Source organism: Acinetobacter sp. NIPH1876 (assembly GCF_022808535.1).
Classification (GTDB): domain Bacteria; phylum Pseudomonadota; class Gammaproteobacteria; order Pseudomonadales; family Moraxellaceae; genus Acinetobacter; species Acinetobacter higginsii.
Genome location: NZ_JALGBR010000001.1, coordinates 345656 through 372054 on the forward strand (window position 1 = coordinate 345656; position 26399 = coordinate 372054).

31 protein-coding genes and 1 pseudogene are annotated in these 26399 nt (G+C 38.9%); 16 read left to right on the top strand and 16 right to left on the bottom strand.

Annotated elements, in window-relative coordinates; all coding sequences use genetic code 11:
* A complete protein-coding gene (locus MN869_RS01655) occupies positions 1 to 1338 on the top strand; it encodes a TrkH family potassium uptake protein (RefSeq protein WP_033132884.1) in 1338 nt (445 codons plus the stop codon).
* Here the strand turns inward: MN869_RS01655 and MN869_RS01660 are convergent.
* The 4 genes from MN869_RS01660 to MN869_RS01675 form a co-directional block, all read right to left on the bottom strand.
* Positions 1326 to 1853, bottom strand: a complete 528-nt coding sequence (locus MN869_RS01660) for a cysteine peptidase family C39 domain-containing protein (RefSeq protein ID WP_005204061.1) — start codon at positions 1851 to 1853, stop codon at positions 1326 to 1328. The genes MN869_RS01655 and MN869_RS01660 overlap by 13 nt on opposite strands.
* Positions 1854 to 3023, bottom strand: a complete 1170-nt coding sequence (locus tag MN869_RS01665; RefSeq protein ID WP_033132885.1) for a phospholipase A — start codon at positions 3021 to 3023, stop codon at positions 1854 to 1856.
* 23 nt (positions 3024 to 3046) lie between these two features.
* On the bottom strand, positions 3047 to 5986 hold the full coding sequence (locus tag MN869_RS01670) for an insulinase family protein (RefSeq protein ID WP_033132886.1): 2940 nt from the start codon (positions 5984 to 5986) through the stop codon (positions 3047 to 3049).
* Between the two features lie 132 nt (positions 5987 to 6118).
* On the bottom strand, positions 6119 to 6568 hold the full coding sequence (locus tag MN869_RS01675) for a GNAT family N-acetyltransferase (RefSeq protein ID WP_033132887.1): 450 nt from the start codon (positions 6566 to 6568) through the stop codon (positions 6119 to 6121).
* 120 nt (positions 6569 to 6688) lie between these two features.
* On the opposite strand from MN869_RS01675, the gene MN869_RS01680 reads away from it, so the two are divergent.
* The 8 genes from MN869_RS01680 to MN869_RS01715 all read left to right on the top strand — a co-directional run bounded on the left by MN869_RS01680 (position 6689) and on the right by MN869_RS01715 (position 12539).
* Entirely contained in the window at positions 6689 to 7702 is a 1014-nt protein-coding gene (locus MN869_RS01680) for an adenosine kinase (RefSeq protein ID WP_033132888.1), read from the top strand.
* A 16-nt stretch (positions 7703 to 7718) separates the two neighbouring features.
* Positions 7719 to 8024, top strand: coding sequence for a Rieske (2Fe-2S) protein (locus MN869_RS01685; protein ID WP_017402009.1), 306 nt, complete (start codon positions 7719 to 7721; stop codon positions 8022 to 8024).
* A 22-nt stretch (positions 8025 to 8046) separates the two neighbouring features.
* Positions 8047 to 8658 carry an OB-fold-containig protein gene (locus MN869_RS01690; RefSeq protein WP_162180560.1) on the top strand — a complete coding sequence of 204 codons (612 nt, stop codon included), beginning with the start codon at positions 8047 to 8049 and terminating at the stop codon, positions 8656 to 8658.
* Positions 8659 to 9211: 553 nt separating this feature from the next.
* Complete coding sequence (cydP, locus tag MN869_RS01695; RefSeq protein ID WP_004806751.1) at positions 9212 to 9403, top strand: cytochrome oxidase putative small subunit CydP; 192 nt, start codon at positions 9212 to 9214, stop codon at positions 9401 to 9403.
* Positions 9403 to 10980, top strand: coding sequence for a cytochrome ubiquinol oxidase subunit I (locus MN869_RS01700; protein ID WP_004806748.1), 1578 nt, complete (start codon positions 9403 to 9405; stop codon positions 10978 to 10980). Before cydP ends, MN869_RS01700 begins: the two co-directional genes overlap by 1 nt.
* Positions 10977 to 12122 (top strand): cytochrome d ubiquinol oxidase subunit II, encoded by a 1146-nt coding sequence (gene cydB / locus MN869_RS01705; protein ID WP_005204073.1) that lies wholly within the window; start codon positions 10977 to 10979, stop codon positions 12120 to 12122. Before MN869_RS01700 ends, cydB begins: the two co-directional genes overlap by 4 nt.
* A 14-nt stretch (positions 12123 to 12136) precedes the next feature.
* Entirely contained in the window at positions 12137 to 12238 is a 102-nt protein-coding gene (gene cydX / locus MN869_RS01710) for a cytochrome bd-I oxidase subunit CydX (RefSeq protein ID WP_004653762.1), read from the top strand.
* Between the two features lie 4 nt (positions 12239 to 12242).
* A complete protein-coding gene (locus MN869_RS01715) occupies positions 12243 to 12539 on the top strand; it encodes a cyd operon YbgE family protein (RefSeq protein ID WP_004806745.1) in 297 nt (98 codons plus the stop codon).
* A 100-nt stretch (positions 12540 to 12639) separates the two neighbouring features.
* Here MN869_RS01715 and MN869_RS01720 read toward each other — a convergent pair whose 3' ends face one another.
* A complete protein-coding gene (locus MN869_RS01720; RefSeq protein ID WP_033132891.1) occupies positions 12640 to 13473 on the bottom strand; it encodes a LemA family protein in 834 nt (277 codons plus the stop codon).
* 389 nt (positions 13474 to 13862) lie between these two features.
* Here MN869_RS01720 and MN869_RS01725 point away from each other — a divergent pair.
* A pseudogene (locus MN869_RS01725) lies at positions 13863 to 14419 on the top strand (PepSY domain-containing protein); the annotation flags it as partial.
* A gap of 53 nt (positions 14420 to 14472) precedes the next feature.
* Here MN869_RS01725 and MN869_RS01730 read toward each other — a convergent pair.
* The 9 genes from MN869_RS01730 to MN869_RS01770 form a co-directional block, all read right to left on the bottom strand.
* A complete protein-coding gene (locus MN869_RS01730; RefSeq protein WP_033132893.1) occupies positions 14473 to 14991 on the bottom strand; it encodes a GNAT family N-acetyltransferase in 519 nt (172 codons plus the stop codon).
* 63 nt (positions 14992 to 15054) lie between these two features.
* Positions 15055 to 15738 carry a DUF2057 family protein gene (locus tag MN869_RS01735; RefSeq protein ID WP_005204082.1) on the bottom strand — a complete coding sequence of 228 codons (684 nt, stop codon included), beginning with the start codon at positions 15736 to 15738 and terminating at the stop codon, positions 15055 to 15057.
* Positions 15739 to 16611: 873 nt separating this feature from the next.
* Complete coding sequence (locus tag MN869_RS01740) at positions 16612 to 16848, bottom strand: hypothetical protein (protein ID WP_033132894.1); 237 nt, start codon at positions 16846 to 16848, stop codon at positions 16612 to 16614.
* An 82-nt stretch (positions 16849 to 16930) separates the two neighbouring features.
* Entirely contained in the window at positions 16931 to 17392 is a 462-nt protein-coding gene (locus MN869_RS01745) for a hypothetical protein (RefSeq protein ID WP_033132895.1), read from the bottom strand.
* Between the two features lie 227 nt (positions 17393 to 17619).
* Positions 17620 to 17820, bottom strand: a complete 201-nt coding sequence (locus MN869_RS01750) for a hypothetical protein (protein ID WP_004806733.1) — start codon at positions 17818 to 17820, stop codon at positions 17620 to 17622.
* A gap of 392 nt (positions 17821 to 18212) precedes the next feature.
* Entirely contained in the window at positions 18213 to 18809 is a 597-nt protein-coding gene (locus MN869_RS01755) for a nitroreductase family protein (protein ID WP_033132896.1), read from the bottom strand.
* Positions 18810 to 18991: 182 nt separating this feature from the next.
* Positions 18992 to 20110 (bottom strand): signal recognition particle-docking protein FtsY, encoded by a 1119-nt coding sequence (ftsY, locus tag MN869_RS01760; RefSeq protein WP_005212624.1) that lies wholly within the window; start codon positions 20108 to 20110, stop codon positions 18992 to 18994.
* Positions 20111 to 20228: 118 nt separating this feature from the next.
* Positions 20229 to 20558: a hypothetical protein gene (locus MN869_RS01765; protein WP_004806727.1), complete on the bottom strand. Its 330-nt coding sequence runs from the start codon at positions 20556 to 20558 to the stop codon at positions 20229 to 20231.
* Positions 20559 to 20669: 111 nt separating this feature from the next.
* Complete coding sequence (locus tag MN869_RS01770) at positions 20670 to 21029, bottom strand: hypothetical protein (RefSeq protein WP_004806721.1); 360 nt, start codon at positions 21027 to 21029, stop codon at positions 20670 to 20672.
* Positions 21030 to 21255: 226 nt separating this feature from the next.
* Here MN869_RS01770 and MN869_RS01775 point away from each other — a divergent pair, with 226 nt between their 5' ends.
* The 3 genes from MN869_RS01775 to MN869_RS01785 all read left to right on the top strand — a co-directional run bounded on the left by MN869_RS01775 (position 21256) and on the right by MN869_RS01785 (position 22743).
* The gene (locus MN869_RS01775) at positions 21256 to 21489 is read left to right on the top strand and encodes a hypothetical protein (RefSeq protein ID WP_004653777.1); all 234 of its coding nucleotides are present in this window, start codon (positions 21256 to 21258) and stop codon (positions 21487 to 21489) included.
* A gap of 306 nt (positions 21490 to 21795) precedes the next feature.
* Entirely contained in the window at positions 21796 to 22173 is a 378-nt protein-coding gene (locus MN869_RS01780) for a DUF2750 domain-containing protein (RefSeq protein ID WP_004806719.1), read from the top strand.
* 138 nt (positions 22174 to 22311) lie between these two features.
* Entirely contained in the window at positions 22312 to 22743 is a 432-nt protein-coding gene (locus MN869_RS01785; protein WP_005313493.1) for a CBS domain-containing protein, read from the top strand.
* Positions 22744 to 22805: 62 nt separating this feature from the next.
* On the opposite strand, the gene MN869_RS01790 is transcribed toward MN869_RS01785, so the two are convergent.
* Positions 22806 to 24020: an aspartate aminotransferase family protein gene (locus tag MN869_RS01790; RefSeq protein WP_033132905.1), complete on the bottom strand. Its 1215-nt coding sequence runs from the start codon at positions 24018 to 24020 to the stop codon at positions 22806 to 22808.
* Positions 24021 to 24183: 163 nt separating this feature from the next.
* On the opposite strand from MN869_RS01790, the gene grxD reads away from it, so the two are divergent.
* Positions 24184 to 24525: a Grx4 family monothiol glutaredoxin gene (gene grxD / locus MN869_RS01795; RefSeq protein WP_004639270.1), complete on the top strand. Its 342-nt coding sequence runs from the start codon at positions 24184 to 24186 to the stop codon at positions 24523 to 24525.
* Between the two features lie 51 nt (positions 24526 to 24576).
* Here the strand turns inward: grxD and MN869_RS01800 are convergent, their stop codons facing one another.
* Positions 24577 to 24900, bottom strand: coding sequence for a hypothetical protein (locus MN869_RS01800; protein ID WP_033132906.1), 324 nt, complete (start codon positions 24898 to 24900; stop codon positions 24577 to 24579).
* 79 nt (positions 24901 to 24979) lie between these two features.
* Between MN869_RS01800 and MN869_RS01805 the strand changes: the two genes are divergently transcribed.
* A complete protein-coding gene (locus MN869_RS01805; protein ID WP_033132907.1) occupies positions 24980 to 25408 on the top strand; it encodes an HD domain-containing protein in 429 nt (142 codons plus the stop codon).
* 55 nt (positions 25409 to 25463) lie between these two features.
* A complete protein-coding gene (locus MN869_RS01810; protein ID WP_004806707.1) occupies positions 25464 to 26384 on the top strand; it encodes a LysR family transcriptional regulator in 921 nt (306 codons plus the stop codon).
* Positions 26385 to 26399: the final 15 nt, after the last annotated feature.

Consider the following 26399-nt stretch of genomic DNA (forward strand, 5'->3'; position numbering starts at 1 on the left):
ATGGCATTCAAAATAAACTCCCAGAAAATTTTCAACCTCAGCCCACCGTCTTTACTCGCGATTGGGTTTCTTAGTTTTATTATTATTGGCACGATATTACTAAAAATGCCGATTGCAAATAAAGGCAATGTCAGTTGGATGGATGCCTTGTTTACAGCAACTTCGGCTGTGACCATTACAGGTTTATCAGTCGTAAACCTAAATGATTCATTCAATCATCTTGGGCAGTTTATTATCCTTTTGTTGATTCAATCGGGTGGTTTAGGTTTTATGACCTTCGCTATATTGGCAGCCTTAAGTCTTGCTCCAAAACTGGGGCTAAAACAACAAATGATGGCGCAAGACAGTTTAGGTCAAACCAGCCTTTCTAAAGTCACCTTTGTTGCCAAAGGCGTCGTGCTGTATACCCTGTTCTTTGAGTTGATTGGCGTCATTATTCTGACAGCCTCGTTTGCTCCAATGTATGGTTTTGATCGCGGCCTTTATTATGCTGTTTTCTATAGTGTCTCAGCTTTTAATAATGCAGGTTTTTCCCTGTTTGATAACAGTCTGATTAACTTTCAAAGCCACTATCTGATTTGTCTCACCATCAGTATGTTATATACCTTAGGCGGGATTGGCTTCTTGGTTCTGATTGATGTTAAACAAAATAAACGCTGGAGCAAGTTGACCCCGAACAGCAAATTGATCCTCAGTACGATTGCAATTTTAAATCTTGTTGCATTTATCTTAATTTGGTTATTAGAGTCAAATAATCCGCTTACCCTAGGTTCGATGAGTTTAGGTGAGCAAGCCATGAATGCATGGTTTCAAGCAACTGTGCCACGGTCTTCAGGATTTAACACCATTGATACAGGTTCAATGGAACATAGTACGGCTTTATTGACCATGTTATTGATGTTTATTGGTGGTGGTTCACTTAGTACGGCTGGTGGTATTAAGGTCGGTACTTTTGTAATTTTATTGCTCTGTGTAATTTCCTTTCTACGCCGTAATGAAGAAATTCGGATTTTTAACCATTCAGTTTCACAAGAAACGACTTATAAAGCACTTGCAGTGACTGCCATTACAGGCATGCTCGTTTTTGTGGGGTGCTTTATTGTTTTCCTGCTTGAGCCAAAATTAGATGTGCTCGATCTGATGTTTGAAGTGGTCTCTGCGGCATGTACTGTAGGACTGTCACGAGGTGCAACAGGTCAGTTGCATGATGGAAGTTTGTTTGTGCTGAGTTTGCTGATGTTTACGGGACGATTAGGGCCGTTAACACTGGCTTATTTAATCGCGACGCCGAAGAAGAGTCGCTTAAAACATGCCAATGCCAATATTCAGATTGGATGATGATCTAAAGGCTGTTCAATCACAATCACTTGTCGACAAATTTCATCACTTTGACGTTGTTGTTCAAACACTGTTTTAGACATCACGTCAAAATGATCACAAAAACTAATGTCGTGTTCATCAATTGAATAAATTAAGGATTGGTTCCCCATACCTTGTAATGTGTCATAAAACACAATCACGAAATGGCCTTGTTCAAAAGCTCGCTGAATCTCTGAATAAGTTAAAGCCGCCTGAATGGGAATCTGAAGACGCTGCGCATCAAGATAACTTTGCTTTTCCCTTTCATCAATATTAGGGTCAGGTGCCGTATAGAATGACACGTCAAACCCTAATTTTTTCAGTGCCACAGCCAAAGCAATGGTAAATGTTCCATCTTCTCGGTCATGACCAGACAAGCGAATCAGATCAGCAATATCAATATGGGTATGATATTGCTTCACGATTAACCAGAGTGCAAAGACACCACAATTTGCTTCAAGCTGTAATAAGGACTCTGGAATATTTAAACTCATTTAGTACCAGTTCATTAAAGATACACCCAAGCCGACATAGGTCGCTCGGTGGTTATAATCAATCAAGCTCTCGCCATAGCCATCAAATATTTGAAAATGACCGCGTAATTTATCTTTAATTGGGAAAGCCCAGTCAAACTGAACCGCACCATGTGAACGATCACCACCTTTTAATGAATGGCGTAACATCAAAGAAAAATCATTATTACCCTTACGGTAAAATGCGGTTAAATCACCACGACCGATATAATCCTTAATATCAGGGTTATTATCATCTTTGGCTTCTTCCTCTACCCGATACCAAGGACGAACCATCAAGGCGAAATTATCTTTTTCAAACCCAAGATTGAAAATGACACGATTCCAACTACGCGATAAAGGATCAGAACGACCATTAGACTGATGGTTCAAGGTCACACCAAGCAAACGAGCATTGAGACCTAAAATTTCATAATTGGTTCTAAACATCAAACTCGCTTCAGGCTCATAATTGGTCTCACGGAATGGTCTTGATTCCTCTGAGTTATAAACTTGCCAACGTGAAGATTGCGTATAACCCAACCAGAGATCACCATTATTACCAAAGATGTTTTCCCAAGCTTTGGTCTTAAACGAAAGCTGGAACTTTGCTTCGCTCGAGGTCAACTCTTGCTTATTTTTGACGGTATTTTCAGGGTTCGGACTGCTTGGAAATTCATTTTTATCACTGGTCCAGAACACTGGTAACAGATAAACCGGTTGATAAGCACGAATATTCCATACCCCCAATTTACTTTCTTCTGACAATTCCCAACGGCGATCGAGTAATGAAACATTTGGATCAAATTTTGGTGCAGCGCCTAATATATGCAAGTCACTGACCTTTTGAACCACCTTATCTTTCAACGACTCTGGTTTGGCTGGTTCACTCGATTCAGCCACAGGCATAGCGGCTGCAACCATAGGTGCGGCATCGGTCTGAACTTGAGTTGGAATAATGGTCGGCGCTTTAAAAAGGCTGTCATAACAAGCCAGACGCTCAGCATTTGCGGCCAAGGCCACACAGGCATCAACGGTTGCAGGACTTGCCGGTGCTGTCGCTTCAGCATGTGACAACGATGTCGCTAAAGAGCCAAGTATCGCAAGGATACTCAGCTCCAAATGACTACGTTCAAAAGATTTGAACGCCATAGATTTCTCCGATTTTTATTTTACTAATTAACTTGCTGGATATTAAATCCAAGTTTCTGCAATTCTTCACGTTTCGCAAATGGCGCAACCACCGCTTTCACTGGTTTTTGAGCCAATAGATATTGCTTCGCAACACGCTGCAAATCCTCCAAGCCCACGTTAAGTAAACGTTCTCGTAAGATTTTACGGAATTTTGGCGTACGTGCATGCAATAAGGCATAACATGCGGTAATTGCTTCCCCGGCTGGTGAGCCTGGTTTATCCATACCAGCCACTAACCCTAGAATTGCTTCTTCGAGTTGATGCGGTTGTTGTTCGGTATTAAGTAACCATTGCACACTGGCTTCAAAATCATTAAACGTTTCCGCTAGACGTGGATCACGATAGCTATAGAAACGGAATGAGCACGCATTGCCATCATAACTTGCACCACCACCATATGCACCGCCTTTTTCGCGAATGGCACTATGCAAGAAACCATTACGTAAATAAGCTGCCAATACCATCAAAGGTGCTGCATCAGGGTGTGCGACATCAACTGCTTGATAAGCAGATGAACAGAACTGAACATTCGCTTGAATTAACCATGCTTCATCATCTGAAGTATTGACCTGTTCTACTTGCGTTAAAGTGACAGGTGTTTTATCAACAACCAACTTATCCCAAACGTTTTGAACTTCTTCAACTAAACGATCAGATTGATGTTCTTCACATACCAACAAGAATTGTTTAGGTGCTTGCAGCAACTTACGATGAATCGACTGTAATTCAGTAATCAATGCTTGATAAGCGCTATCATCTTGATCAATTTTCGCAACCAAGTCACTGAGCCAGTTTAATGCGCCTAAACCCGTATTGTGATAATCACGGCGAGCAAGTGCGCTCATTTGACGTGAGGCAGCTTGCATTGCATAACTATGACCAGAGCCAGATAAACGTGATTGCCAGCGAGTTTTGCGTTGCTGCAATAACTCGATGATACGGTCTTTCTCATCAAAACGGAGTTGCTCAAATGCCAATTTTAATAATTGAATTGCATCTAGTTTTTGCGTCAGTGATTTTGTCGTCAGCGTGAGCCATGCACTAATACGGTCTTTGTCATCGACCTTGCTGCGCAATGATGCCCCCATACCTAAACCACCACTTACTGCGGTTTGGATTTGCTGGAATTCCAAATAATCGTACTCACCCGCACCAACTTCTCCCATTAGAATTGAGAGTAAATTGAAGTATGGAGATTGCACGATTTCATCAGGAATCTGAATCAATACTTGTTGGTAATAAATACCATTGGTTCCTGCATGATATAAATTCAACGGCGTATCTAAGCCATTGCAAATAATTTCACGTAGTTGACCTTGCACAATTTGCAATTCAGCAGGTACATCTTCTAAACCAACTTTTGGTAACAATTCAAGATCATCTGGTGTGTCTTGGCGTTGCTTTAATGCAGCCGTTTTTTCTTGGATTTCAACTTTCTGCGCATCCGTCAGATGAGCTGTAATCTCAGCCAAACGTGCTTGTTCAGCCTGTTGCTCTTTCACTGATTTCGTTGCATCAGGTACTAAAGTCATTTGTACACGGTGCGGATTATCCAACAAGTGGGTTTGAATCAAGTTTGATAACCACATCGGGTCTTTTAACTCTTCTTTCACTTGTTCAATCGCAGAGTCTACATCCCAGACATGAACTGGATCGCTATGATGAATCGCACTACCTAGCCCATTCAAAATCAGACTGAGACCATACGGTGTTCCATCACCATTGATTTCACGTTGATGTAATTCAATTTGATGAAGAATGGCATCAACAAAATCAGTATCTACTGGCTTAGAAGCAACCTCTTTCAGAATATCGAGAATGCCATTTTTAAATGTTTCTGCATGTTCAGCATTAGAGCCTTGAACTCCACAATAGAAGGTCATTTCAAAGTTGCTGTCATCAACTCCCATTAAAGGACCTGTTGATTGTGCATAACCACAAGTTTCTAAGTAATGGCGTAAAGGTGAAGCAGAATTTTCTAATAGAATTCCCTCAACCAAACGCATACCTAGACGTAATTTAGTATCACTGGTTTCAGGTAGCAACCACGACATGACATGGTAAGTCTTGTCTTTCAGATCTTCACTATCGACCGCATAGCTTTCAGTTACTTCTACAGGTGCAGTTAACCGCTTTTCTGGTTTTGAATATAAAGTTGTCCCTTGAGAAAACTTATGTAGAGCTAATTTCTCAAATTGCTCTTGCAGGTCATACGCACTTTGATTGCCAAAGGTCATGAACACGGCATTACTTGGGTGATAGTGAATTTTATAAAAATCCACCAACTGCTCATAGCTTAGGTCTGGAATATCTTTAGGATCGCCACCAGAATTGTAGTGATAGGTCGTTTCTGGGAATAAATGATGTGCAAGCTGATGATATAGCTGATCTGAAGGAGAGCTCATCGCTCCTTTCATTTCATTAAATACCACACCTTTATAAACGGCTTGATCATTTTCCAGCTCAATACGGATGCCTTCTTGCGCAAAATCCAAAGGATTTAAATTCGCGGCAAAGGCAGCATCTAAATACACAGACAATAAGTTTTGAAAGTCTTTTTTGTTCTGTGTTGCAAAAGGATAAGCCGTCCAATCTGCTGCTGTGAATGCATTCATAAATGTATTCAAAGAACGACGGATCATCAAAAAGAAAGGATCACGTACAGGGAACTTTTCAGAACCACAGAGTGCCGTATGTTCTAAAATATGTGCAGCGCCTTTGGAATCCATCGGCTGCGTTCTAAATGCCACCAAGAACACATTTTCATCATGCGTTGTGGCTAAATGGTAGTGAACTGCACCAGTCACTTTGTGCTTATATTCTGAAACTTGAATATCGAGTGCTTCTACATGGTGTTGACGTAATAGCTGAAACGCGGGATGTGTGGTTTGAGTAATGCTTTCAGTAACATCTACAGTCATGTGATCTCCAATTTATCTCTATTAAATTCATTACAATTGATTATAGAGAGTCTACCGAAGAATACGTATCGATATCCATGTAAATTACTATGTTTTTGTAGAAAAATGCAGCGGCTAATCCAAAACAGCGTTTCATAAAATCTTATAAAAATTGCAATGTACCGACACGATAGATTGATATCCCCGACTTTGATAGAAGTGAGCCGCCTGTGTGGTATCTGTGAATAGCTCAAGTCGCTCAAAATAAGTCTTTACGTATTGTTCAATATGCATCAATAAATAAGTACCTATTTTTTTATCACGATAATCTGGATGGATATAGAAACGACGTAAACGCCCAACTCGCTGCGATTCGGCAAAAGGGTCTTGATTCAGTCCAGCTACGGCAATCAAACGATCATGCTGATCATACACAACAAAAAGTGCTTCTCCGATCTGATCAAAACAATTGGTACCTGATTGAAATTCTTGTTTTAATCTATTTAAGAAGCGAAAGCCCTGACGTTCTGAATATTGGATCAAAACATCGATTTGTGCAGGCAATTCCAGGCTTCTTTCAATCCTAAAGTGGTCTGGCCTCATTTTCTTCCCTTTATTTATTTCACGATGACCCTATGCTTTGCTGAATTTTCTTCAACAAACTACTGTAATCCGTAGCATTCGTGTAAACTTTGCTTTTTGATTTTTACTGTGATGACAAACATGGCAACTGTTGATCTTTTTGCAATTGGTAATGCACTCATTGACCAAGAATTTAAGGTTTCAAATGAGTTTCTAACGCAACAAGGATTGCCAAAAGGTACAATGCATTTGGCCGATGGTGAAACACAGGCAAATTTATATCAAAAATTACAAGATACTCAAAGCTACAAGGGCCAAGCCAGTGGTGGTTCAGCTGCGAATACAACCGTTGCTTTTAGTGCCTTAGGTGGTACTGCATTTTATGGTTGCCGTGTAGGGAATGATGAACTCGGTCGCATTTATCTCGATGGCTTAAACGAAGCAGGCATCAAAACCACAACACAATCAATCAGTGAAGGCGTTACAGGTACTTGTATGGTGCTGATCAGCCCAGATTCAGAACGTACCATGCAAACCTATCTTGGGATTACCGCTGAATTATCCGACGAGCAAATCGACCTTGAACCGCTTAAAACCGCAAAATGGCTGTATATTGAAGGTTACTTATCAACCAGCGATACCGCACGTGTTGCAGTTAAGCAGGCACGTGAACTGGCTAAAGCACACGGCGTTAAAATTGCATTATCACTCTCCGATCCTGCAATGGTGCAATATGCACGTCAAGGTTTGGTCGAACTCTTAGATGATGGTGTAGATCTGTTATTCTGTAATGAGCAAGAAGCGCTCATGTTTACCGAAACAGACAATCTTGATGCGGCAATTGAAAGCCTAAAATTAAAAAATCAACATATTGTGATTACACAAGGCGCTAAAGGTGCTGTGATTGTTGATCAAGTACACCATTTCCATGTCAATGGTCGTACAGTTGAAGCCGTAGATACCAATGGTGCTGGCGATGCATTCTCTGGTGCATTTTTATATGCAATCAATGCTGGTTTAAGCTTGGAAGCTGCAGCACAACTTGCTATTTTGATCTCAAGTGAAGTGGTTGCTCAATATGGACCACGTTTAAGCGTGGACAATTACGCTAAACTCTTTGAACAATTCCAAAAAGCTCAACAGGAATGTGCATAACATGGAAAAGATTTGCATGACTGAAGAAGTCCCTGAACGTGAGTCTCGTGCATACGACACCATGAAAGGGACCACGATTTTTATTACTCAAAAAGATGGCAGCTTCTATGCCTATCAAAATGTTTGCCCACACTTGCAAACTGAACTTGAGTATTTAGAAAATCAGTTCTTGGACCAAGATAAAGAATATATTCAATGTTCTACTCATGGCGCACTATTTTCAGTCGAAACAGGTGAATGTATTTCAGGCCCATGTCTAGGTGAATTCCTTGAGAAAGTAAATTTGGAAGTCCACTCAGATGGTGGTATCTATATTGATTAAGCCCTAGATCATGAATTCTGCGATGACTGAGTTTTTCCTCAATTACTATCTGATGCCATTTCATATGAGTGTCGTGGCTTTAATTGTGCTCAGCATTGCAGAAACCATCGGGATTGTCATTGGCTTAAGACCAAGTCAATTGGTTCAAAAGCTCACCCCAGATTGGTTACTGAATTCACCTCTACTCGACGCGAAATTTTCTAAATACCTGATCTTTGTTTTTTTACTGATTAATTTTAGTTTTGCAGGCTATTTTCTGGAACTGTCGTTCTTTGCTTTGCAGCACTACTTCATTTCACCTTACTATTTATTTGTTCCAGCACTGATCATCGATATTTTCTTTACCGTATTTATGATTCACTGCCTAGATCAGGTGATCAAACCCAAAGTCACTCATACCCATACCAATTTGGTTGGTCGGTTAGCCACAATCTCAACTGGAAATGCGCGCCCTGGTTTCTCAGCTCAGGCACGTGTGCGTGATGAGTTCGGACAACTCTATTATGTACAAGTTGAACCTGAGTACGGTGAATTGGAATTACAGTCCCAAGTGTTGTTAATTAGCCAAAAATCAAACTCACACTATCTGGCGAAAAAAATATCTCTCTCAAATAACTTATTCGCACCAGACTGATTTTTGTCTCAAAATTGCGATTGAGTAGAGAAAAACAGTAATTTTTACATTTTATTACAAATATATCCTGCAAAAGTTTTGAATTTAGCTCTTCCCTTCTTGTTGTTTTCATGATCTCACTGGCACAAAAAACACAACAGTGATACCTATCACATTTTTTAGAATAATCTCTACCTATACACTAGGTTTTGTAGAGACTTCATTGTAAGAATTATTTAATTATGTAATTAAAACGATAAGTCACTGTATATATTATTAATTTTATATTCATACTATTTTAGTTGGTTTAATATTTATTTAATTCAGTATAAACCTTATCTTTTTAATCAGATTTAAAAATATAAATACAACCGTTTCAATCAGATTTAAAAATTAATCCAGATTATTTTAGTTGGTTAAAATAATTATTTTAAATATTTTAACAAAAATAGAATATCCATATGATTTAAAACAAATATTTAATTTTAAATTATTTAAAAATACTAAAGGTTTATTTTCAATGAATTTTATTTAATAATGTTTTACATCTTCTTTAAATATGAGGCTAGGTTCTATGAACACGAGTTCTCAAGATCCAAATCGGCGACTCATCAGAGAAATCACGATTATTCTTATTATTAAAGTTGTACTTCTCTTGGTGATTAAACACATCTGGTTTGATGCGCCAACGATTCCAAAAGATTTTAACAATGAAGTTGCCGAGCGTATTGCTGGCGACATGTCCAAAACTCAGGAGACACGTTGATGATTTCTGAAAGCGTGGTCGATCTTTCGCGGTTCCAATTTGCAATGACCGCAATGTATCACTTTCTTTTCGTCCCTCTAACTTTAGGTCTAGCTTTTATTCTTGCCATCATGGAAACCACCTATGTGATTTCAGGCAAAGAAATTTATAAAGATATGACCAAATTCTGGGGGAAACTCTTCGGGATTAACTTTGCCTTAGGGGTAACCACTGGTCTGACTATGGAATTCCAGTTCGGTACCAACTGGGCTTATTATTCTCACTATGTAGGCGATATTTTCGGGGCACCGCTTGCAATCGAAGGCTTAATGGCTTTCTTCCTAGAATCCACCTTTATTGGTTTATTCTTCTTTGGCTGGGATCGTCTATCTAAAGTACAGCACTTAGGTGTAACTTGGTTGGTGGCGATTGGCTCGAATATGTCTGCCTTGTGGATTCTCATCGCCAATGGTTGGATGCAAAACCCAGTCGGTGCTGCATTTAACTACGAAACCATGCGTATGGAACTGGTGGACTTTGGTGCGCTGATCTTTAACCCTGTGGCGCAAGTCAAATTTGTACATACGGTTTCTGCGGGTTATGTCACTGGTGCAATCTTTGTACTCGCCATCTCAAGCTATTACTTATTAAAGAAACGTGATTTACCTTTTGCACGCCGCTCATTCGCCATCGCTGCAATCTTCGGTTTAGCCTCAACATTATCTGTAATTCTACTCGGTGATGAATCTGGTTATGAACTCGGTGATGTTCAAAAAACCAAACTTGCTGCAATCGAAGCAGAATGGCATACCGAGCCTGCACCTGCTGCATTCACCTTATTTGGTCTCCCAAATCAGCAGGAAATGCGTACCGACTATGCAATTAAAATTCCTTATGTGATGGGGATTATTGCAACACGTTCTACCGATAAAGAAGTAACGGGTTTACGTGACTTGATGAAAGAACATGAAGTACGTATCCGTAACGGTATGGTGGCCTATAGCGAGTTAGAAAAACTGCGTGCAGGTGACCGTTCTCCTGACTTATTGGCTTCATTTGAGAAAAATCAAAAAGACTTAGGTTATGGCCTACTCTTGAAAAAATATTCTCCAAATGTGGTTGATGCGACTGAAGAACACATCCAAGCTGCAACTAAAGATACTATTCCAAACGTCGCGGCACTGTTCTTCTCTTTCCGTGCCATGGTTGCTTCTGGCTTCCTCATGCTGTTGTTATTCCTGTTCGCGACGTGGGCTGTGGCAAAACGTAATGCCGAAGATAAACCTTGGTTACTCAAATTTGCTTTGTTTGCTCTCCCTCTCCCATGGATTGCAGCTCAAACAGGTTGGTATGTAGCTGAAGGTGGTCGTCAGCCATGGTCGATTGGTGAAATCTTACCAACACACCTCTCTGCATCAAGCGTCAGCGCTGGTGATGTGTGGGGCTCGATTATTGCGCTTGCAGCGTTCTATACCGTACTACTCATTATTGAAATGTACTTAATGATCAAATTTGCTCGTTTAGGTCCAAGTTCTTTGCATACTGGTAAATATCATTTTGAAAAACTAGAAGCAAAAACTGGGGAGGCTCAATCATGATCGAATATGAACTCCTAAAAATTATCTGGTGGGTGCTCGTTGGTGTACTACTGATTGGCTTTGCACTTACCGATGGTTTCGATATGGGCTCAATGGCACTGATGCCATTTGTAGGTAAAACTGACTCTGAACGCCGTGCTGCAATCAATACCATCGCACCACACTGGGATGGTAACCAAGTCTGGTTTATTACAGCAGGTGGTGCACTGTTTGCTGCTTGGCCAATGGTCTATGCAGTTGCCTTCTCTGGCATGTATTGGGCCTTATTACTGGTGCTATTTGCCCTGTTCCTGCGACCCGTCGGTTTCGACTATCGCTCTAAATTAGAGAATACCCAATGGCGTACCTCTTGGGACTGGGGCTTATGTATCGGTGGTGCTGTTCCAGCGCTGGTGTTTGGCGTAGCATTCGGTAACTTGTTCCTCGGCGTACCCTTTAGCTTAGATGACACGTTACGTTCGCAATATACTGGTAGCTTCTTTGCACTATTGAATCCGTTTGCACTGATTTGCGGTATTGTCAGCCTATCAATGCTATGTGCGCATGGCGGTGCTTGGTTGATGCTACGTACCGATGGCAATTTGCATAACCGTTCTGCCAAAGCAACACAAATCATGGCAATCGTGTTCCTTGTGTGCTTCTTGGCTGCGGGTGCATGGTTATTGTTTGGCAATATCTCAGGTTATAGCTATGCAACTGCGGTCAATACCAACGCTGCGCTGAATCCGCTTGCGAAAGATGTGGTGACCAATGCCAATCATGGTTGGTTAAACAATTATACAACGTATCCGATCACCATGGCTGCACCTATCGCTGCGATCCTCGGTGCGCTATTGGTCATTGTCAGTGCAGCGAAACATAAAGCGGCTGTGAGTTTTACTGGTACAAGCCTGATGATAGTTGGTGCAATTCTCACTGCTGGTTTTGCCTTGTTCCCATTCTTATTACCATCAAGCATTGATCCAACTTCAAGCTTGACCATGTGGGATGCTGTTTCTAGTCATAAAACCCTTGGGGTAATGACCGTTGCTGCATGTATCTTCGTTCCTCTCATTTTGATCTATACCTCTTGGTCATATTACAAAATGTGGGGTGTCATCACCAACAAACATATCGAAGAAAATTCACATAGTTTGTATTAATTAGGAGATATGACATGTGGTATTTTGCATGGATTCTAGGCGTCTTGATGGCATGTTTCGCAGGTGTACTCAGTGCACTGTATATCGAACATCATCAAGATTTAGATGAGGAATAATAGAATGGCTGAAGCAATGACAACACCGAAGAATAGTAAAGCGCAAGTACTTGCAATGACCATTTCGTTTTTGTTGGCATTGCCGCTTGCTGCTATTTTACTGGTCCATCCATCGCTGATGTTGGATGCCAACGGACATTACAATCATAGCTTGCTGATGTTGGTGATGATTGGGATTTCTGGTGGCTTCGTGCATGGGGTTGGGTTTATACCAAGGTTCTGGTTATGGAAATGGTTATTTAGTCCTTATATCGCTTGGCCATTAATGGTGTTGGGCTATTTTATTTGGATTGGAAATTAACCCCTTACACCGACCATAAAAAAAGCTGCCCGTTAATCTGGCAGCTTTTTTTATTTACGAGACACTCAAAGCTAAAAAATTTGATCAAGCTTAAACTGACTCATTCTGCCTTACTCGATGTTTGAGCTTGCTCAACATTTTCAGACTGATCAATTTGAGCCTGTTCAGTGTGATCAATAGCTGTTGCATCAGAAAACTCTTCAGTATTTTGCTCTACCTGCTTCGGTGTATCTGTTATTTGCTGATACTTTGACACTGCACTTTCTTTTAAGTTCTGAACTTGCTCACTCTCCAAAATGCGTTTACTTGTATCTAATGCTTTATTGGCAAGTGCTTTTGAACCATCAACTAAACTGGTTTTTGCTGAACCCAAAAGTGCTGTTAAATGCTCAGCACTATCGGTATGAAAATCTTTTAGAATGTGTTGTTCCGTATTTTCAACTGAAAAATCCAAATAGGGTGCTTCAGAAAATTTGAGTGCATTCGCAATAAAAACAGTTGGGATAGAACCTCGTTTGGTATTGTATTCTCGAACGTAATGGTTAAACGTTTCGCGTTGATGACCAATCTCATCTTCAACAGCTTTGATACTTTGCATTAAACTTTGATATTGTTCGTTTGCTTTAAGATCTGGGTAACGCTGAACTAGACCCTGAATTCCCATCAAAGCCACCTGAGATTCACGCTGCCCAGAAACAATCTCGTTTGCCTTGGTTGCATCTTTAGAAATAGTCAGATGCAAGAGTTGCTCCCCATCTTGATAGTTCTTTACCACATCAATTAACTGATTAATCAGATTCACTTTCTTTTGCAAAGATACAGAAATATTTGAAAGACTTGATTTAATAAACTCTGCTTTCGCTTGCAAACTATTATATGCTTTGAATAGCAGATAAATCACAATTAAAACAACAAACAATACAATCCAAAACATACCACCCTCAATCTATTTTCTCATTATTTAAAATCATGCAAAATATTCCATCAATTGAATCAATATTTTAAATTTTCATGATCATCTTAAATAAAGCAAAGGGATAAAACCATCTCAAACATGAGCACTGTATCAAGTCTGTTTAATTTCAGAGTGATTAACAAAATCAGCATAAATACCTGTATTAACAAATGCTTAAGTCATTAAAAAAATCAAAAAACAAGACTTTTTCCAGCCAAAATTAATGCAAAAAAGTCCCATAATGTAAAATAAAATCTAACTTAATATTTTTATCTACTGCTATTTTTATATAAAAGGCTGCCAAATTTGAAAGCCTTTTTTTATGAGCACCTATAGGATTTCACCACTGGCTTCGATTTCAGAACCATTCGTTTTTGTTCTATTCAGGCAATATTCTGTGGATTGAAACACGCCTGCGTAAACAGAAGAATGAACCTACCAGCACCACAACAGCGTAAAGATGTCATGTTTATTGCCAATCTGACCATAGGTGCTTGCTTAGGTTGTATGTTAGCGATATTTACCAGTATGTTGATTGGTTGATGGACCCATATCATACCATTGCAATTACAAAGTCATAACTATGTATTTATGTATAGCTACTATTTAGCATTTGTTGCTTGTATTTCATACAGTTTTATTATTGGTGCAGCAACGGCTTTAGCTCAACTGTTCTTCGCCATTGCGCTTGTTTTATTACTGATTCCTGCGACTTCTCTACTTGCCTATGTGTTTCCAATTCAAGGACTTTGGTATTCAACAGCTCATTTGATTTGGATTGATATCGTTGCTTTGGTATTTGCTTTAATATTTATACGTTTTTATCAACAAGCCAGAGAGCGTGCTCAAGCTACACCAGTTGGTTCAATTTGGTCTACGCAAAAAAGTTGACCAAGTACCATCGCTTACTGAAAACCAAGCATAACCTCCTGTTCTTAACGCCATGATTGTTCCAATTCATCATGGCTTTTTTATGCATTAAAGAGATTTTTTCATTTCAATCAGTTGAATAGGTACAATGGGTTGCCCTACATCAGCCTCAATTGGATATTCGCTTTTCCGTCCCGTTATTTGGTAACCACGGCGCTGATAATACGCCAACAGTTCAATACGAACATCCAGAACATGCATGACTAAATCACGAATCTTTGGATAATTTTGTGCAATATATAACTCCGCATAATTGAGTAATTCACGCCCATAGCCTTGATTCTGTATGCTTGGATCAATCGCAAAAGTACCTATCTCTATACAATCAGCATTCAAGCTTAATCCAATGCAGGCAATAATCTCATCATTACCTAGTTCACCCACCAATAATTCGAAATTTAGTTGCTGCAATATTTGTTCTAATTGAACTTTACAAATGCGATCGCCTTGTACATACGCTTTTTCAGTTGTCCAACTACGTTCTGATTGTTCTCTATAAGCGATATTAATCAGCTTAACCAATTGTTCCAAATCACTATTCTTTGCTGTTCTAATCTTTAAAGACATTTTTATTTTATTCCACACAAAACAAAGCCGATGAAAACATCGGCTTTGTTATTAAATTTTAGATTAGTTTGTTTGACCAGCTAACCAAGCCATAAATTTTTGGCGCTCAGCTTTAGATGCTTTCTGCCACAATTCTGCCAATTGTTGATCTGTGGTTTTTGCTGTACCGGCTGCCGCTGCTGTTGTTACCGCTACAGGCGCAGTTGCAACTACTTGTGCTGTGGTTCCTGCATAAACAGGTGCAGGTTGATTCGCAGCATTATTCTTATTCTTTTGGGTTAAATCCAAAGTACGGCTTAATAAATTACTGCCAGTAAACCATGGCTGTGCTTCATTATTTGCACCTGTTTGCTGTACCACCAATTTTTTATTTTGATCATACAAAGCAACAGTAGGTTGATCTGCATACTTCTTTGCGGCATCGAAGTTTTTAGGTGCATTGACCAAACCTAGACTATAAGACTGATTGTCTTGTAAATCTGGTGCTTGAATGGTCACAACGCCTGATTTAACGATGTCATGTTCACCATTTAAATGCTCAAAATATTCACGATAGCGAACATTAACAGTTAAATTGCCTGGATCTACTTGATAGTTATTCTTCTTTGATGGAATTAATCCACTATTTACTTCTTGACCATTTACAGCAAGAATCACGATTTCTTCAGGGGCAGTAATAGTGACTGCAGAAAAAACTGAACTACTTAATAATAAACCGAAAGCAGCAACACCAACTCTTAAAGACATTAGACTCTTCTCAGTATAAACAATTTATGAAATCGTAAGCACTATGCTCCGCGATTATGACCATTTTATGACAAAAACCAAAACTGTCTATTGCAACAATTCGGCTTATTTAAGATATATACATCATATATATGGCAAAAGAAAATGACTTTATCTAACATTTTGTTTTGTAAAATAAAAATAACAAATTTTTCTTGTGCCTGCAAAATTCTGACAAAACTGTTAGTTGTCATAAAGCCAAACTATTGTTTTACTGGATCTTCTACAGATAGCTTAATCAAATCTTTTGTGTGCCTGGCGAATTAGTTCATCATATTCATCTGATGTTAGATCCTTCCGTCGATAGATATATATTTCTTTCTCTGAATTAAAACAAAATTTTGTACTGCACCAAAATATTTCTTCAGTCATTGATTCAACGTTGATGAAAGTAAACTTGCTATCATTTAAGTTTGCAAAGAAAACAGATTGCATCATTGAGCCTCAAAATTTCACGTTAAATAGGTTTTTAGACCTTCCAAGCACCTTAGTAAATCCTTAGATTCTTTCTAAAAGAATAGATTTACAGAAAGTTTTCTTCCAAATATTTATCTGGTTAAACAAAAAAATCCCATCAAAAAATTAATCTGATGGGCAAAAGGGGTTCAATTTCAGTCATGTCAGTCTCAACTAAACCCATCGTACTGTAATCAGCTCAAAACAGTACGACTTGTAGAATTTAATAAATAAAATTTGAGCCAACAAGCGTATTTCAAAGAATCTGACAATTACAGAACAATGATTACTGAATGTTTACAGCAATAGTTTTGCCAATAAAAAGCCCCATCAGTTGCAGGGCATAAAAGAAAACCTCCCGAAGGAGGCTTTCTCTTTTTATTGGTTTTTCCAAAAGGCAAAATTTATCGCCCTGTCATATGCTTGCTCTTGTAATTCTGTATATACAAAGAAATGCTGCTCTTCTTTGGTTATAGGATTAATAAGTTTCATTGGTATATAACTATGAGTATCTAAATCATTGGGATCAACATCGAATGTATCTAACTGCTGTTCTCTCCACTCACCACTTAAAACACCACCAACACAAAGCCATTTAGCTGAATTGCCTGTCATATATCACCCTTATAGTTGGTGATAATTTATACCACAGAAAAGCAAAAAGCCCATCTTTTGATGAGCTTTGCCGTTAACTAACTTATTCCCCAATTGGGATTGAGAATTTAAGTTGATTATTTCTCTGATCCAATGGCACCGGATTATGTTTTGCAATTCTTTGCTGATAATCTTTTTCAGAAATTAAACCTCTATTCTTCGCCTTCAAAATTGAGTTGAACTGTTGCTCATGTCCTTGTGCATTCAAAGCATCGAAATGTCTATGTTCCAGATAATATTGGGACCTATCATGAGGACTCATATTAGATGTATGCTGTTGTGCTACGTGCGCTTGCTCTAATTCATAATTACGTTGATTGACACGATCTTGTTCTTGTTGCTTCATCGACTCAAAGAAATCAAACTGTTCACTACTTTTAACCTCTTTATGAGACTCATCATTATTTAGAATTAAAAGTGATTTATCTTTGCTGAAGATATCATCTGCACTATACACCGAACCACAAATTACCGTACTTATAAGAAGAATTACTAATTTTTTCACCAAAAAAACTCAACACAAAATAAATAAAGACAAGTGTATATTTTATTATTTACTCACTATTATTTCAAATTAAATATTAAAAACAAAAACTTATGATTACTATAAAAAATCATAACCCTTTTACTAAAGATCCATGATGATGTAATTCTTATAATTTTTTACTTCATAAGTGAAATAAATTTCCCATAAAAAACCTCCCGAAGGAGGCTTTCTATTTCTTGATTCAATTAAAGATCAGTTCCAATAAACACACTCGAAATAAAGAATTCCGCTTCTTCATCATCAGTTGAATCAAACTCTACCTCAAGGTGAATGACTTCCGCACCAGTCTTGTCTTTGAATTCTGCAAATTTCTTCTCAAGGAAATCTGAAATCTCATTTTCTAATGTTGCTCGTTCTTGGCGATATTGTTCTATTGCTTCTTTCATGATGAATTCCTATTAATCTGAACAACCATAAAAGCAAACTATTATGAAAATAACAAGACAACAAAAAAGCACTTTAAAGTGCTTTTTTAAAAGTAATCTTTGAAACAACTCTAGCAATCATATTATTTATTCTCAACACCTCTTTGTGCAAATCTTTGATAACATCTAAACCCAATACTTTGCCCTATAAATTTTCCATTTAAATCAATCTTTTAAACTAAATGATCTACAATCATTCTTTTTCTATTACCCTCTAACTCAGCATTTTGGATTACCAGTTCTCGCAAAGTATGTACAATGCTGCCCATTTCGTCAGTACTACTTGAAACTCCATTCGTAGAAATAAAAAAAGAGCACTATACACAGTGCTCTTTTTCGCTACCCGTTTTAACTTAGTTAAAAGTTTTGAAACGTGCAGAATCATCCATATATGTTTTCTCGCCTGCCGCTGCTTCGATTGAACCGAATACAAGCTGAGCACGTAATTTCCAGTTTGCTGGAATATCAAAAGTTTCTGCAACTTCTGCATCAACAATTGGATTGTAGTGCTGTAATGATGCACCCACACCAATTTCAGATAAAGCAGTCCATGTTGCGAACTGAGCGATTGCACTTGAATGTTCTGACCATACTGGGAAGTTATCAGCATATAATGCGAATTGCTCTTGTAAGCCTTTTACAACATCTTGATCTTCATAGAATAACGCTGTACCAAAACCAGCAGCAAAGCTATCAATTTTTGCACTTGTATTTGCAAATGCTTCTGCTGGTACCATTTTACGCAAAGTTTCACGTACGATTTCCCAGAATTTAACATGAGAGTTGCCATACAAAGTCACAACACGTGAGGTTTGCGAGTTGAATGATGATGGGCTGTGTTTTACCGCTTCACGGATGGTCTCTTCAATTTTAGTTTGGTCAACTGTAAGGTTTTTACCAATCGCATAAATGGTACGGCGTGATTTAATGCTATTTAAGAAGTTGCTCATGTTGTTATTCCTACCTTTGTGCCCTTTGGGGCGTTATCTTGGATTGAATGTAGTGTATAACGACGCATTTTTTAGGAATAGTCTAAAAAACATGACAGATCGTTTTATTTTTGAAACAGTCTTATTTTTTATTCGAAATAAAAAACTCCACATGTCGTGGAGTCTTTTTTAACACAATTTAATTACTTATCGGTTTCAAATAATGCAGCAACGAATGATTTAGCTGAGAAAGGACGTAAATCATCAATCTTCTCACCCACACCGATATAACGAATCGGCACATGGGTACGACTTGCAATATTAAATAACACGCCGCCTTTTGCTGTACCATCAAGCTTGGTAATGGTAATCCCAGTTAAGCCAACCGCTTCATCAAACAGCTGAACTTGGTTAATTGCATTTTGCCCCGTACCAGCATCAACGATGAGCATAATTTCATGTGGCGCAGTTGCATCAATCTTTTGCATCACACGCTTCACTTTTTTCAGCTCTTCCATCAAGTTGGCTTTATTCTGCAAACGCCCTGCAGTATCCGCGATCAAGACATCAATGCCTTTAGCACGCGCACTTTCAAAAGCATCAAAAATAACCGAAGCACTGTCTGCACCGTGACCTTGAGCAACCACAGGGATGTCATTACGCTCACCCCAAATTTGCAGTTGTTCAGTCGCTGCCGCACGGAACGTATCACCTGCAGCAAGCATGACTTTCTTGCCTTCGCCTTGTAAACGCTTCGCCAATTTACCAATGGTTGTAGTTTTACCCACGCCATTTACACCGACCATGAGAATCACATAAGGCGATTTGTTAGGATCGATATGCAGTGGTTTAACACGCGGTGCGAGTAAAGCGACTAATTCTTCTTGCAGTGCTTTGTACAACGCATGGGAATAGATCAAATCACCACGAGCTGTTCTTTCAGTCAAATTGGCAATAATGGTTTTGGTTGCATCTACACCAATATCGGCAACCAACATTTGTTCTTCAACTTCTTCTAATAACTCGTCATCAATCTCTTTGCCACCAATCAGGATATTGACCATACCATCGGTGAAACTACGACGTGTTTTAGTCAAACCATCTTTCATGCGGCCAAAGAATCCCGTAGCTTGGGTTTCTTCTTCAACAACAGGTGCTGTTGCTGCAATTGTTACAGGTGCTGGCGTCTCAACTGTAGTTTTTACAACTGGCTCATCAATAATGGGAACATCGACAGCAGGTAAATTCGGTAATGTGACATCATCATCACCAATGTCAGCATCTATCAAGAATTTATTTTGCATATTCGATTGCTGTTGCATGTCGATTCCTTGAGAATAAAGCAGCTTTAAAAAAGACGGTCAGTCTAGCATAAATTGATTTCGTTTTCCCGACCGTGACAAGCCATTCATTTATCAATAGAAATGAGTCGTTTAAAACTCACTCATCTTCTTTTGCCATTGCGGGATATTGTTTAATACGATTAGATTCAAATTGGTAAGCATTTAAAAGCTTTAGATAATCTACACGTCGAATTTTAGCCTGCTCCAAAGTATCTTCGGCCAAATGCTGTGTTCTTGGATGGCTGGCCTGTTGTGCATACTGAACAACTTTTTGGTACTGCGCTGTGTTAATTGGACGTTGCAATGCGTTATACGCAAGTATAAAAATAGACAAAATAATAATACCGACCAAAACATTGTAAAATTGGTCCAACTTAAATCCTAATTTGGATTGCATAACCTTATGTTTAAAAATTATAGACAACATAATCTACCTCGAATTAGAGGTAGTGTAAGTCTCTGATTCGCTAAGGACAAGCACAACGTTCAATAAGTCACAATTCCACAACTTATTGAACGCACACTACTTTAGCAATGATTAACTGACTAATGTACGAACGAAGGAAAAGTACAAAATAAATGCAATGATGACTAAGGTAATAAAAATGGCAAACATCCCTACACCACTTTCAGCATCTGCAGGATGTAAGTCATCATCATCGGCAATATTTTTCAACTCTCCATCATAGATCCGATAAAACTGATCTTTTTGTTCAGGACTTAAATGACTGGCAAAGTCATACACGCGTTTACGTTGTGCTAAGCAGTAATCACCCAAGTGAATTTCTTGATGGAAAATGGCTTCATCAAGTAATTGACGATGATGATGAGCTAACGCAATAATTTGACTTTCTAATGGTGGAACATCCACAGTTACGCCATCAATGACATTGGACATGTTATTCTCCTTTTCTATTATTCTCACTTTGATTTTACTTAAAATTATTTGCGACAAATGTTTAATCGTGTAAGATTTTATTTACGTAATGACACCGAATATATTTGACAATTCAATCAATTTTGTCATAATAATTTAACAAATCTAAGTTAAAGTAGTTTAAATTCAAAGTAGAGTAACTTTGAATAGAATTTGCGGTAATCATAATTAAAATAAGGAGTTATATATGATTCAACAATTTACACACCATGAACTAGAGCATGTATATGCAAATGCGGTAAATACAATTCAATCGCAAAAAAACTTCCAAGATGCAGTGAAAGAGCTTGAAGAAGTAGCTAAAGCAGGTCACGGTAAAGCGGCATTATTTTTAGCAGAGTTGTATTATCAAGGCTTCCGAGTAGAACGTGATTCCTTGAAAGCACAGTATTGGCAGAAGATGGCAACCTTACAAGCATAATGAAACGTCACTTAGGTGGCGTTTTTTAATACCTGCATAAAACGAATCAACATGGTTCTTTCATATTCCTAACTTGCGCTGTGCCAAAGCTTAATCGCTTTGTCTTGCTCAGGTGGCGTTTTTTAATACCTGCATAAAACTAATCAACATGGTTCTTCATATTTTGACTTACGCTGCAGTAAAGCTTTAACCGCTTGGATGAGATACCTACAATATTTGCTTACGATTTAGATCAATTGTTTAAACATAACTGCCATCTATCTTTCTTATAATAAAACATAAGTTTAAGAATATTAGTTTAATAACATGTATCGTTTTAGCCATTTCCAACCAGTCTCACGTGAGTTGATGTTTAAAATTTCAATTCTAAAAACAATGATGTATTGTGGCGTTCTTTGGGGTTTATACCATCAGGGTTGGGCAATCAAATCGGATCAAGATGGTCACGTATTCCCCTTTTGGCTAAACGGCGTACAAGCTCATCGCTATGCTAAAGCACACTGGAAAAACTACACACCACGTAAGATTACGCCGAAAGATTTCCATGAGTCCTTGCTTCCAACTTTAACCCGTTTACAAGTTGAACCTGCTTTATTTAACTCTTCACATCGTAAATTTAAACTTTCAACTCAGCAAATGCAGCATTTCTTCTTTATGCCACATCAATCAGCAGTGACGGTTTAATTATTCTCTCTATTCCAATGATGACTTTTTAGACACTCATGAAGAAAAGTTATCATTGGAATGAAATTAGGGCTTTGCATTTAAAAAAAATACCGTTAAGTTAAATGAAAATGACAATACAACACAGGTGGATAAACAATGACAATCGTTGCTCAAGTCATCAAGAATAAAGCAGTACAATCAATTTTCACCATTTCACCCAATGCGACTGTACTTGAAGCAATTAAAATTATGGCAGAAAAAGGTGTTGGTGCTTTAGTCGTTGCCGAAGATGAGAAAGTCGTTGGAATTTTCTCTGAACGTGACTACACCCGTAAGATTGCTTTAATGGAACGTTCTTCAAACAACACCCCTGTTGCTGACATTATGACGGCCAAGGTCATTTCTGTAGGTTTAAACCATACTGTCGAAGAATGCCTTAACCTTATGACTGACCGTCATTTACGCCATCTACCTGTGCTTGATCAAGAAAAGTTAGTTGGATTCATCTCTATCGGAGACTTAGTTAAAGCTGCGATGGATGATCAACGTATTCTTATTGAGCAGCTTCAACAATATATTTCTGGCTGATACCCCATACAAATAAAAAAAAGGGCAAATGAATTGCCCTTTTTTTATTCAATCTACAACGATTATGCTTTTAAAAAGTTTTGAATCACAGGAACAAGACGTTGTAATAACTCATCAGCCTGTGCTTGTGTCATGTTTAAGGGTGGCAATAAACGTACCACTGAACCTGCCGTTACATTGATAATCAGCTTATATTCATCACGTGCAATCGCAACCAGTTCAGCACAGTCTTTTGGCAGCTGAATTCCAATCATCATGCCAAAGCCACGCACTTGAACGTTATAATCGGCCAATTGTGCTCTGAGTTGATCAACAATATAGGCACCCACTGTAGCAGCATTCTCAACTGCATTTTCTTTTTCCAGAGTATCAAGCACGGTATATACCACACGTGAACCTAACACTGTTCCACCATAAGTTGAACCATGGCTACCTGCACCCAGTAAACCGACTGCTTTACCTTGTGTCATGACGGCACCAATTGGAAAGCCATTTCCTAAGCCTTTGGCTGTAGTCATGACATCAGGAATAATGCTGGTGTGTTGATAAGCAAAGTATTTGCCTGTACGGCCATTCCCTGTTTGAATCTCATCTAGCATCATCAACCAATTATGTTGATTACATAGCGCACGTACATCTTCCAAGTAACTAAACCCTTGTTGTGCGGTATTCACGCCGCCTTCACCTTGGATAGGCTCAATCAGCATGGCAACAATATCTGGATGGTTAATGGCTGCTTCTTGAATTGCCTCCACATCACCAAACGGCACACGAATAAAACCTTCAACCAACGGCGCAAAACCTTCCTGAACCTTTTTATTGCCAGTTGCAGATAAGGTTGCCAAGGTACGGCCGTGGAAAGATTGTTCCGCGACTAAAATTTTAGGGTATGTAATGCCTTGTTGAGCGCCAAATTTACGTGCAATTTTGATCGCACCTTCATTTGATTCAGCGCCACTGTTTGAAAAGAAGATCTCTTCCATACCTGAAACTGCAGCCAGTTTCTGTGCCGCAGCTGTTTGCCAAGGAATTTCATATAGGTTGCTGGTATGCACCAAAGTCGCAGCTTGTTCAGCAATCGCTTCTGCAATAACAGGGTGTGCATGTCCTAAACCGCACACAGCAATCCCCGTTAACGCATCCAAATATTCTGTACCCTCTGCCGTATATAGATACGCCCCTCGTCCTCGTACAAAGCTGATCGCTTGGCGACCATAGGTTGCCATAAGATGTGATGGTTGATCAGGTTGCACAGGAGCAAGAGTGATATTAGTCATAACAAACTCAATCTATCAGTAGTTGTGGTGAAAAAAGTTATATAAGCAAAAACTTGCGTAGATTGAAAGCCTAAAGTCACATTTATATAAGAAAAATCTTTCGCAATCCTCCGCCACGCTTTTTTTTAGGTATAATGCAAGGAGATTAGTTGAGGATCTATCTATGACGGAACAAGCGCGTGATACAGTAGCGTTAATTCGTGATCAAATTGCGAAACACCCTGTTTTACTTTACATGAAAGGCACTCCACAATTCCCGCAATGTGGTTTTTCTGCTCGTGCAGTAGAAGCACTTAGCCAAATTGGTCGTCCATTTGCCTATGTAAATATCTTGGAAAATCAAGATATTCGTGCAACTTTACCTCAAATTGCGAACTGGCCTACTTTTCCACAATTATGGATCAATGGCGAGCTCATTGGTGGTAGCGATATCATGCTTGAAATGTTCCAAAATGGTGAGTTAAAACCATTAGTTGAACAGTACAGCCCAGCACCTGAAGCATAAGCTGTTAAGCAAAAAGCCAATCAAATGATTGGCTTTTTTATTGGAAGGATTTTAATGTTGACTAAATCCAACATAACGAAATAGCCCCTCTACACCTAGATCTGCTTTATAAATGTGCATGTCGGCATAGTGTGCTTGAGTAACACTAGCAAAAATATTCATATTTGGATCTTCATGAATTTCATCTACTGACTGGGGTAAAACTTCTTCAAAACGATCAGCAATAAATTCAAAACCTAAATCCATTGCCATAAATAGCGTATGCTCACAAGGTTGAATATACTGCTCTTGATCCCAGTCTAGAACCACATGCTGACAAAAAGGACATACAATGTTTTGGGTCGCATCGACAATATTGATAAGTTGATATGACATAATACTTAAGCGAAAAAAATTTCAGCCAGTTTAAAAGAATATGACGCGCTAATCTATCTTGAAGCGGAGGATTTAGCTGATGGCGACATTAGAACAAGCAATTGCATTTGCCGCAAAGCAACATTCAGGGCAAGTAGATAAAGCTAATGCCCCCTATATTTTACACCCACTCAGAGTGATGCTGAATGTACCCAGTATGGATCATAAAATCATTGCTGTTCTGCATGATGTCTTAGAAGATACAGAAACAAGCATTGAAGATTTACAAGCTTTAGGATTCCAGGCACACATTATCGATGCAATCGTTGCACTCACAAAACAGGATGGTGAGTCTCGAATCGAAGCCGCTCAGCGCACTGTACAAAACCCTTTGGCACGTGTTGTGAAATTGGCTGATATCACTGACAATATGGACTTATCTCGAATTCCATCGCCAACCGCAAAGGATTTTGAGCGAATGGAACAATATCAGCAGGTTCGGGCTATATTGTTGGCCCACAATGTTTAATAATCACTTTTATATTCATTTAACTTAATCACAATAAGCTGGAGTTTATAGCGTAATGCTAACGGATTTAGATGATTTTTATTGCTTCGCGCTGGTAGTAGAACATGGTGGCTTTAGTGCTGCTGAACGTGCAACTGACATTCCTAAATCTAAACTCAGCCGTAGGGTTTACAATCTTGAAGAACAACTGGGTGTACGTCTAATTCAACGCAGTTCGCGTCATTTTGCCGTGACTGATATTGGAATGGATGTTTACCGACATGCACAAGTGATGATGAATGCAGCCCAAGCAGCGCATGATGTGGTCAATCATTTGAGTAGTCAGCCACGTGGTGTCATCAAAGTCAGTGTACCAGTCGATATTGCTCAAAATCAGATGGCGAAAATCCTACCCGCCTTTTTGAAGAAATATCCTGAAGTTCGGGTGCAAATGATGATCAGCAACCGCCGTATTGATGTCATCAACGAAGGTGTCGATCTGGCGTTGCGTGTTCGATCTAAATTAGATGATGATCCGAACCTAGTATTACGTCAATTTGAAGCAATTGAACAACGTCTTTTTGCCAGCCAAGCCTATTTAAATGAGTTTGGTAATCTAACTACGCCTGAACAACTGGCAGAACATCGTATTATCAGCATGGCAGAAGATCATCTCGATCAACAGTTCTTGTTGACAGGCCCTGACCATCAGCAGAAAAAAATCAAAGTAAACCCCGTGATTATGGGTTCAAATTTACTGATGCTGGCGGAATTAGCCACTCAAAACTGTGGGATCGCCCTGCTTCCCGACAGTATTGCCCAAGACTTTGTAAAAACAGGGCAACTTGTGACTGTCTTACCCGAATGGACGGCACCACACGGTATTTTCCACGCAGTTTATCCATCGAGACGCGGTCTATTGCCCGCTGTTCGTGTTTTTATTGATTATTTGGTTGAACAACTTACCCAATGCTCAACTAAAAAAAAGCGCGATTAGAAATCGCGCTTTTTT

Excerpts from the sequence above, each read along its gene's own strand:
- ftsY (WP_005212624.1), bottom strand. The coding sequence starts at position 20,110 with ATGCAACAGCAATCGAATATGCAAAATAAATTCTTGATAGATGCTGAC.
- MN869_RS01780 (WP_004806719.1), top strand. The coding sequence starts at position 21,796 with ATGTATCGTTTTAGCCATTTCCAACCAGTCTCACGTGAGTTGATGTTT.
- MN869_RS01735 (WP_005204082.1), bottom strand. The coding sequence starts at position 15,738 with ATGTCTTTAAGAGTTGGTGTTGCTGCTTTCGGTTTATTATTAAGTAGT.
- MN869_RS01720 (WP_033132891.1), bottom strand. The coding sequence starts at position 13,473 with ATGTTTTGGATTGTATTGTTTGTTGTTTTAATTGTGATTTATCTGCTA.
- MN869_RS01800 (WP_033132906.1), bottom strand. The coding sequence starts at position 24,900 with ATGTCATATCAACTTATCAATATTGTCGATGCGACCCAAAACATTGTA.
- MN869_RS01730 (WP_033132893.1), bottom strand. The coding sequence starts at position 14,991 with ATGTCTTTAAAGATTAGAACAGCAAAGAATAGTGATTTGGAACAATTG.
- MN869_RS01775 (WP_004653777.1), top strand. The coding sequence starts at position 21,256 with ATGATTCAACAATTTACACACCATGAACTAGAGCATGTATATGCAAAT.
- MN869_RS01765 (WP_004806727.1), bottom strand. The coding sequence starts at position 20,558 with ATGTTGTCTATAATTTTTAAACATAAGGTTATGCAATCCAAATTAGGA.
- MN869_RS01715 (WP_004806745.1), top strand. The coding sequence starts at position 12,243 with ATGGCTGAAGCAATGACAACACCGAAGAATAGTAAAGCGCAAGTACTT.
- MN869_RS01805 (WP_033132907.1), top strand. The coding sequence starts at position 24,980 with ATGGCGACATTAGAACAAGCAATTGCATTTGCCGCAAAGCAACATTCA.
- MN869_RS01785 (WP_005313493.1), top strand. The coding sequence starts at position 22,312 with ATGACAATCGTTGCTCAAGTCATCAAGAATAAAGCAGTACAATCAATT.
- MN869_RS01660 (WP_005204061.1), bottom strand. The coding sequence starts at position 1,853 with ATGAGTTTAAATATTCCAGAGTCCTTATTACAGCTTGAAGCAAATTGT.
- MN869_RS01670 (WP_033132886.1), bottom strand. The coding sequence starts at position 5,986 with ATGACTGTAGATGTTACTGAAAGCATTACTCAAACCACACATCCCGCG.
- MN869_RS01690 (WP_162180560.1), top strand. The coding sequence starts at position 8,047 with ATGACTGAGTTTTTCCTCAATTACTATCTGATGCCATTTCATATGAGT.
- MN869_RS01665 (WP_033132885.1), bottom strand. The coding sequence starts at position 3,023 with ATGGCGTTCAAATCTTTTGAACGTAGTCATTTGGAGCTGAGTATCCTT.
- MN869_RS01655 (WP_033132884.1), top strand. The coding sequence starts at position 1 with ATGGCATTCAAAATAAACTCCCAGAAAATTTTCAACCTCAGCCCACCG.
- MN869_RS01790 (WP_033132905.1), bottom strand. The coding sequence starts at position 24,020 with ATGACTAATATCACTCTTGCTCCTGTGCAACCTGATCAACCATCACAT.
- MN869_RS01740 (WP_033132894.1), bottom strand. The coding sequence starts at position 16,848 with ATGACAGGCAATTCAGCTAAATGGCTTTGTGTTGGTGGTGTTTTAAGT.
- MN869_RS01700 (WP_004806748.1), top strand. The coding sequence starts at position 9,403 with ATGATTTCTGAAAGCGTGGTCGATCTTTCGCGGTTCCAATTTGCAATG.
- MN869_RS01685 (WP_017402009.1), top strand. The coding sequence starts at position 7,719 with ATGACTGAAGAAGTCCCTGAACGTGAGTCTCGTGCATACGACACCATG.
- MN869_RS01680 (WP_033132888.1), top strand. The coding sequence starts at position 6,689 with ATGGCAACTGTTGATCTTTTTGCAATTGGTAATGCACTCATTGACCAA.
- MN869_RS01750 (WP_004806733.1), bottom strand. The coding sequence starts at position 17,820 with ATGAAAGAAGCAATAGAACAATATCGCCAAGAACGAGCAACATTAGAA.
- MN869_RS01675 (WP_033132887.1), bottom strand. The coding sequence starts at position 6,568 with ATGAGGCCAGACCACTTTAGGATTGAAAGAAGCCTGGAATTGCCTGCA.
- MN869_RS01810 (WP_004806707.1), top strand. The coding sequence starts at position 25,464 with ATGCTAACGGATTTAGATGATTTTTATTGCTTCGCGCTGGTAGTAGAA.
- MN869_RS01755 (WP_033132896.1), bottom strand. The coding sequence starts at position 18,809 with ATGAGCAACTTCTTAAATAGCATTAAATCACGCCGTACCATTTATGCG.
- cydP (WP_004806751.1), top strand. The coding sequence starts at position 9,212 with ATGAACACGAGTTCTCAAGATCCAAATCGGCGACTCATCAGAGAAATC.
- grxD (WP_004639270.1), top strand. The coding sequence starts at position 24,184 with ATGACGGAACAAGCGCGTGATACAGTAGCGTTAATTCGTGATCAAATT.
- cydB (WP_005204073.1), top strand. The coding sequence starts at position 10,977 with ATGATCGAATATGAACTCCTAAAAATTATCTGGTGGGTGCTCGTTGGT.
- cydX (WP_004653762.1), top strand. The coding sequence starts at position 12,137 with ATGTGGTATTTTGCATGGATTCTAGGCGTCTTGATGGCATGTTTCGCA.
- MN869_RS01770 (WP_004806721.1), bottom strand. The coding sequence starts at position 21,029 with ATGTCCAATGTCATTGATGGCGTAACTGTGGATGTTCCACCATTAGAA.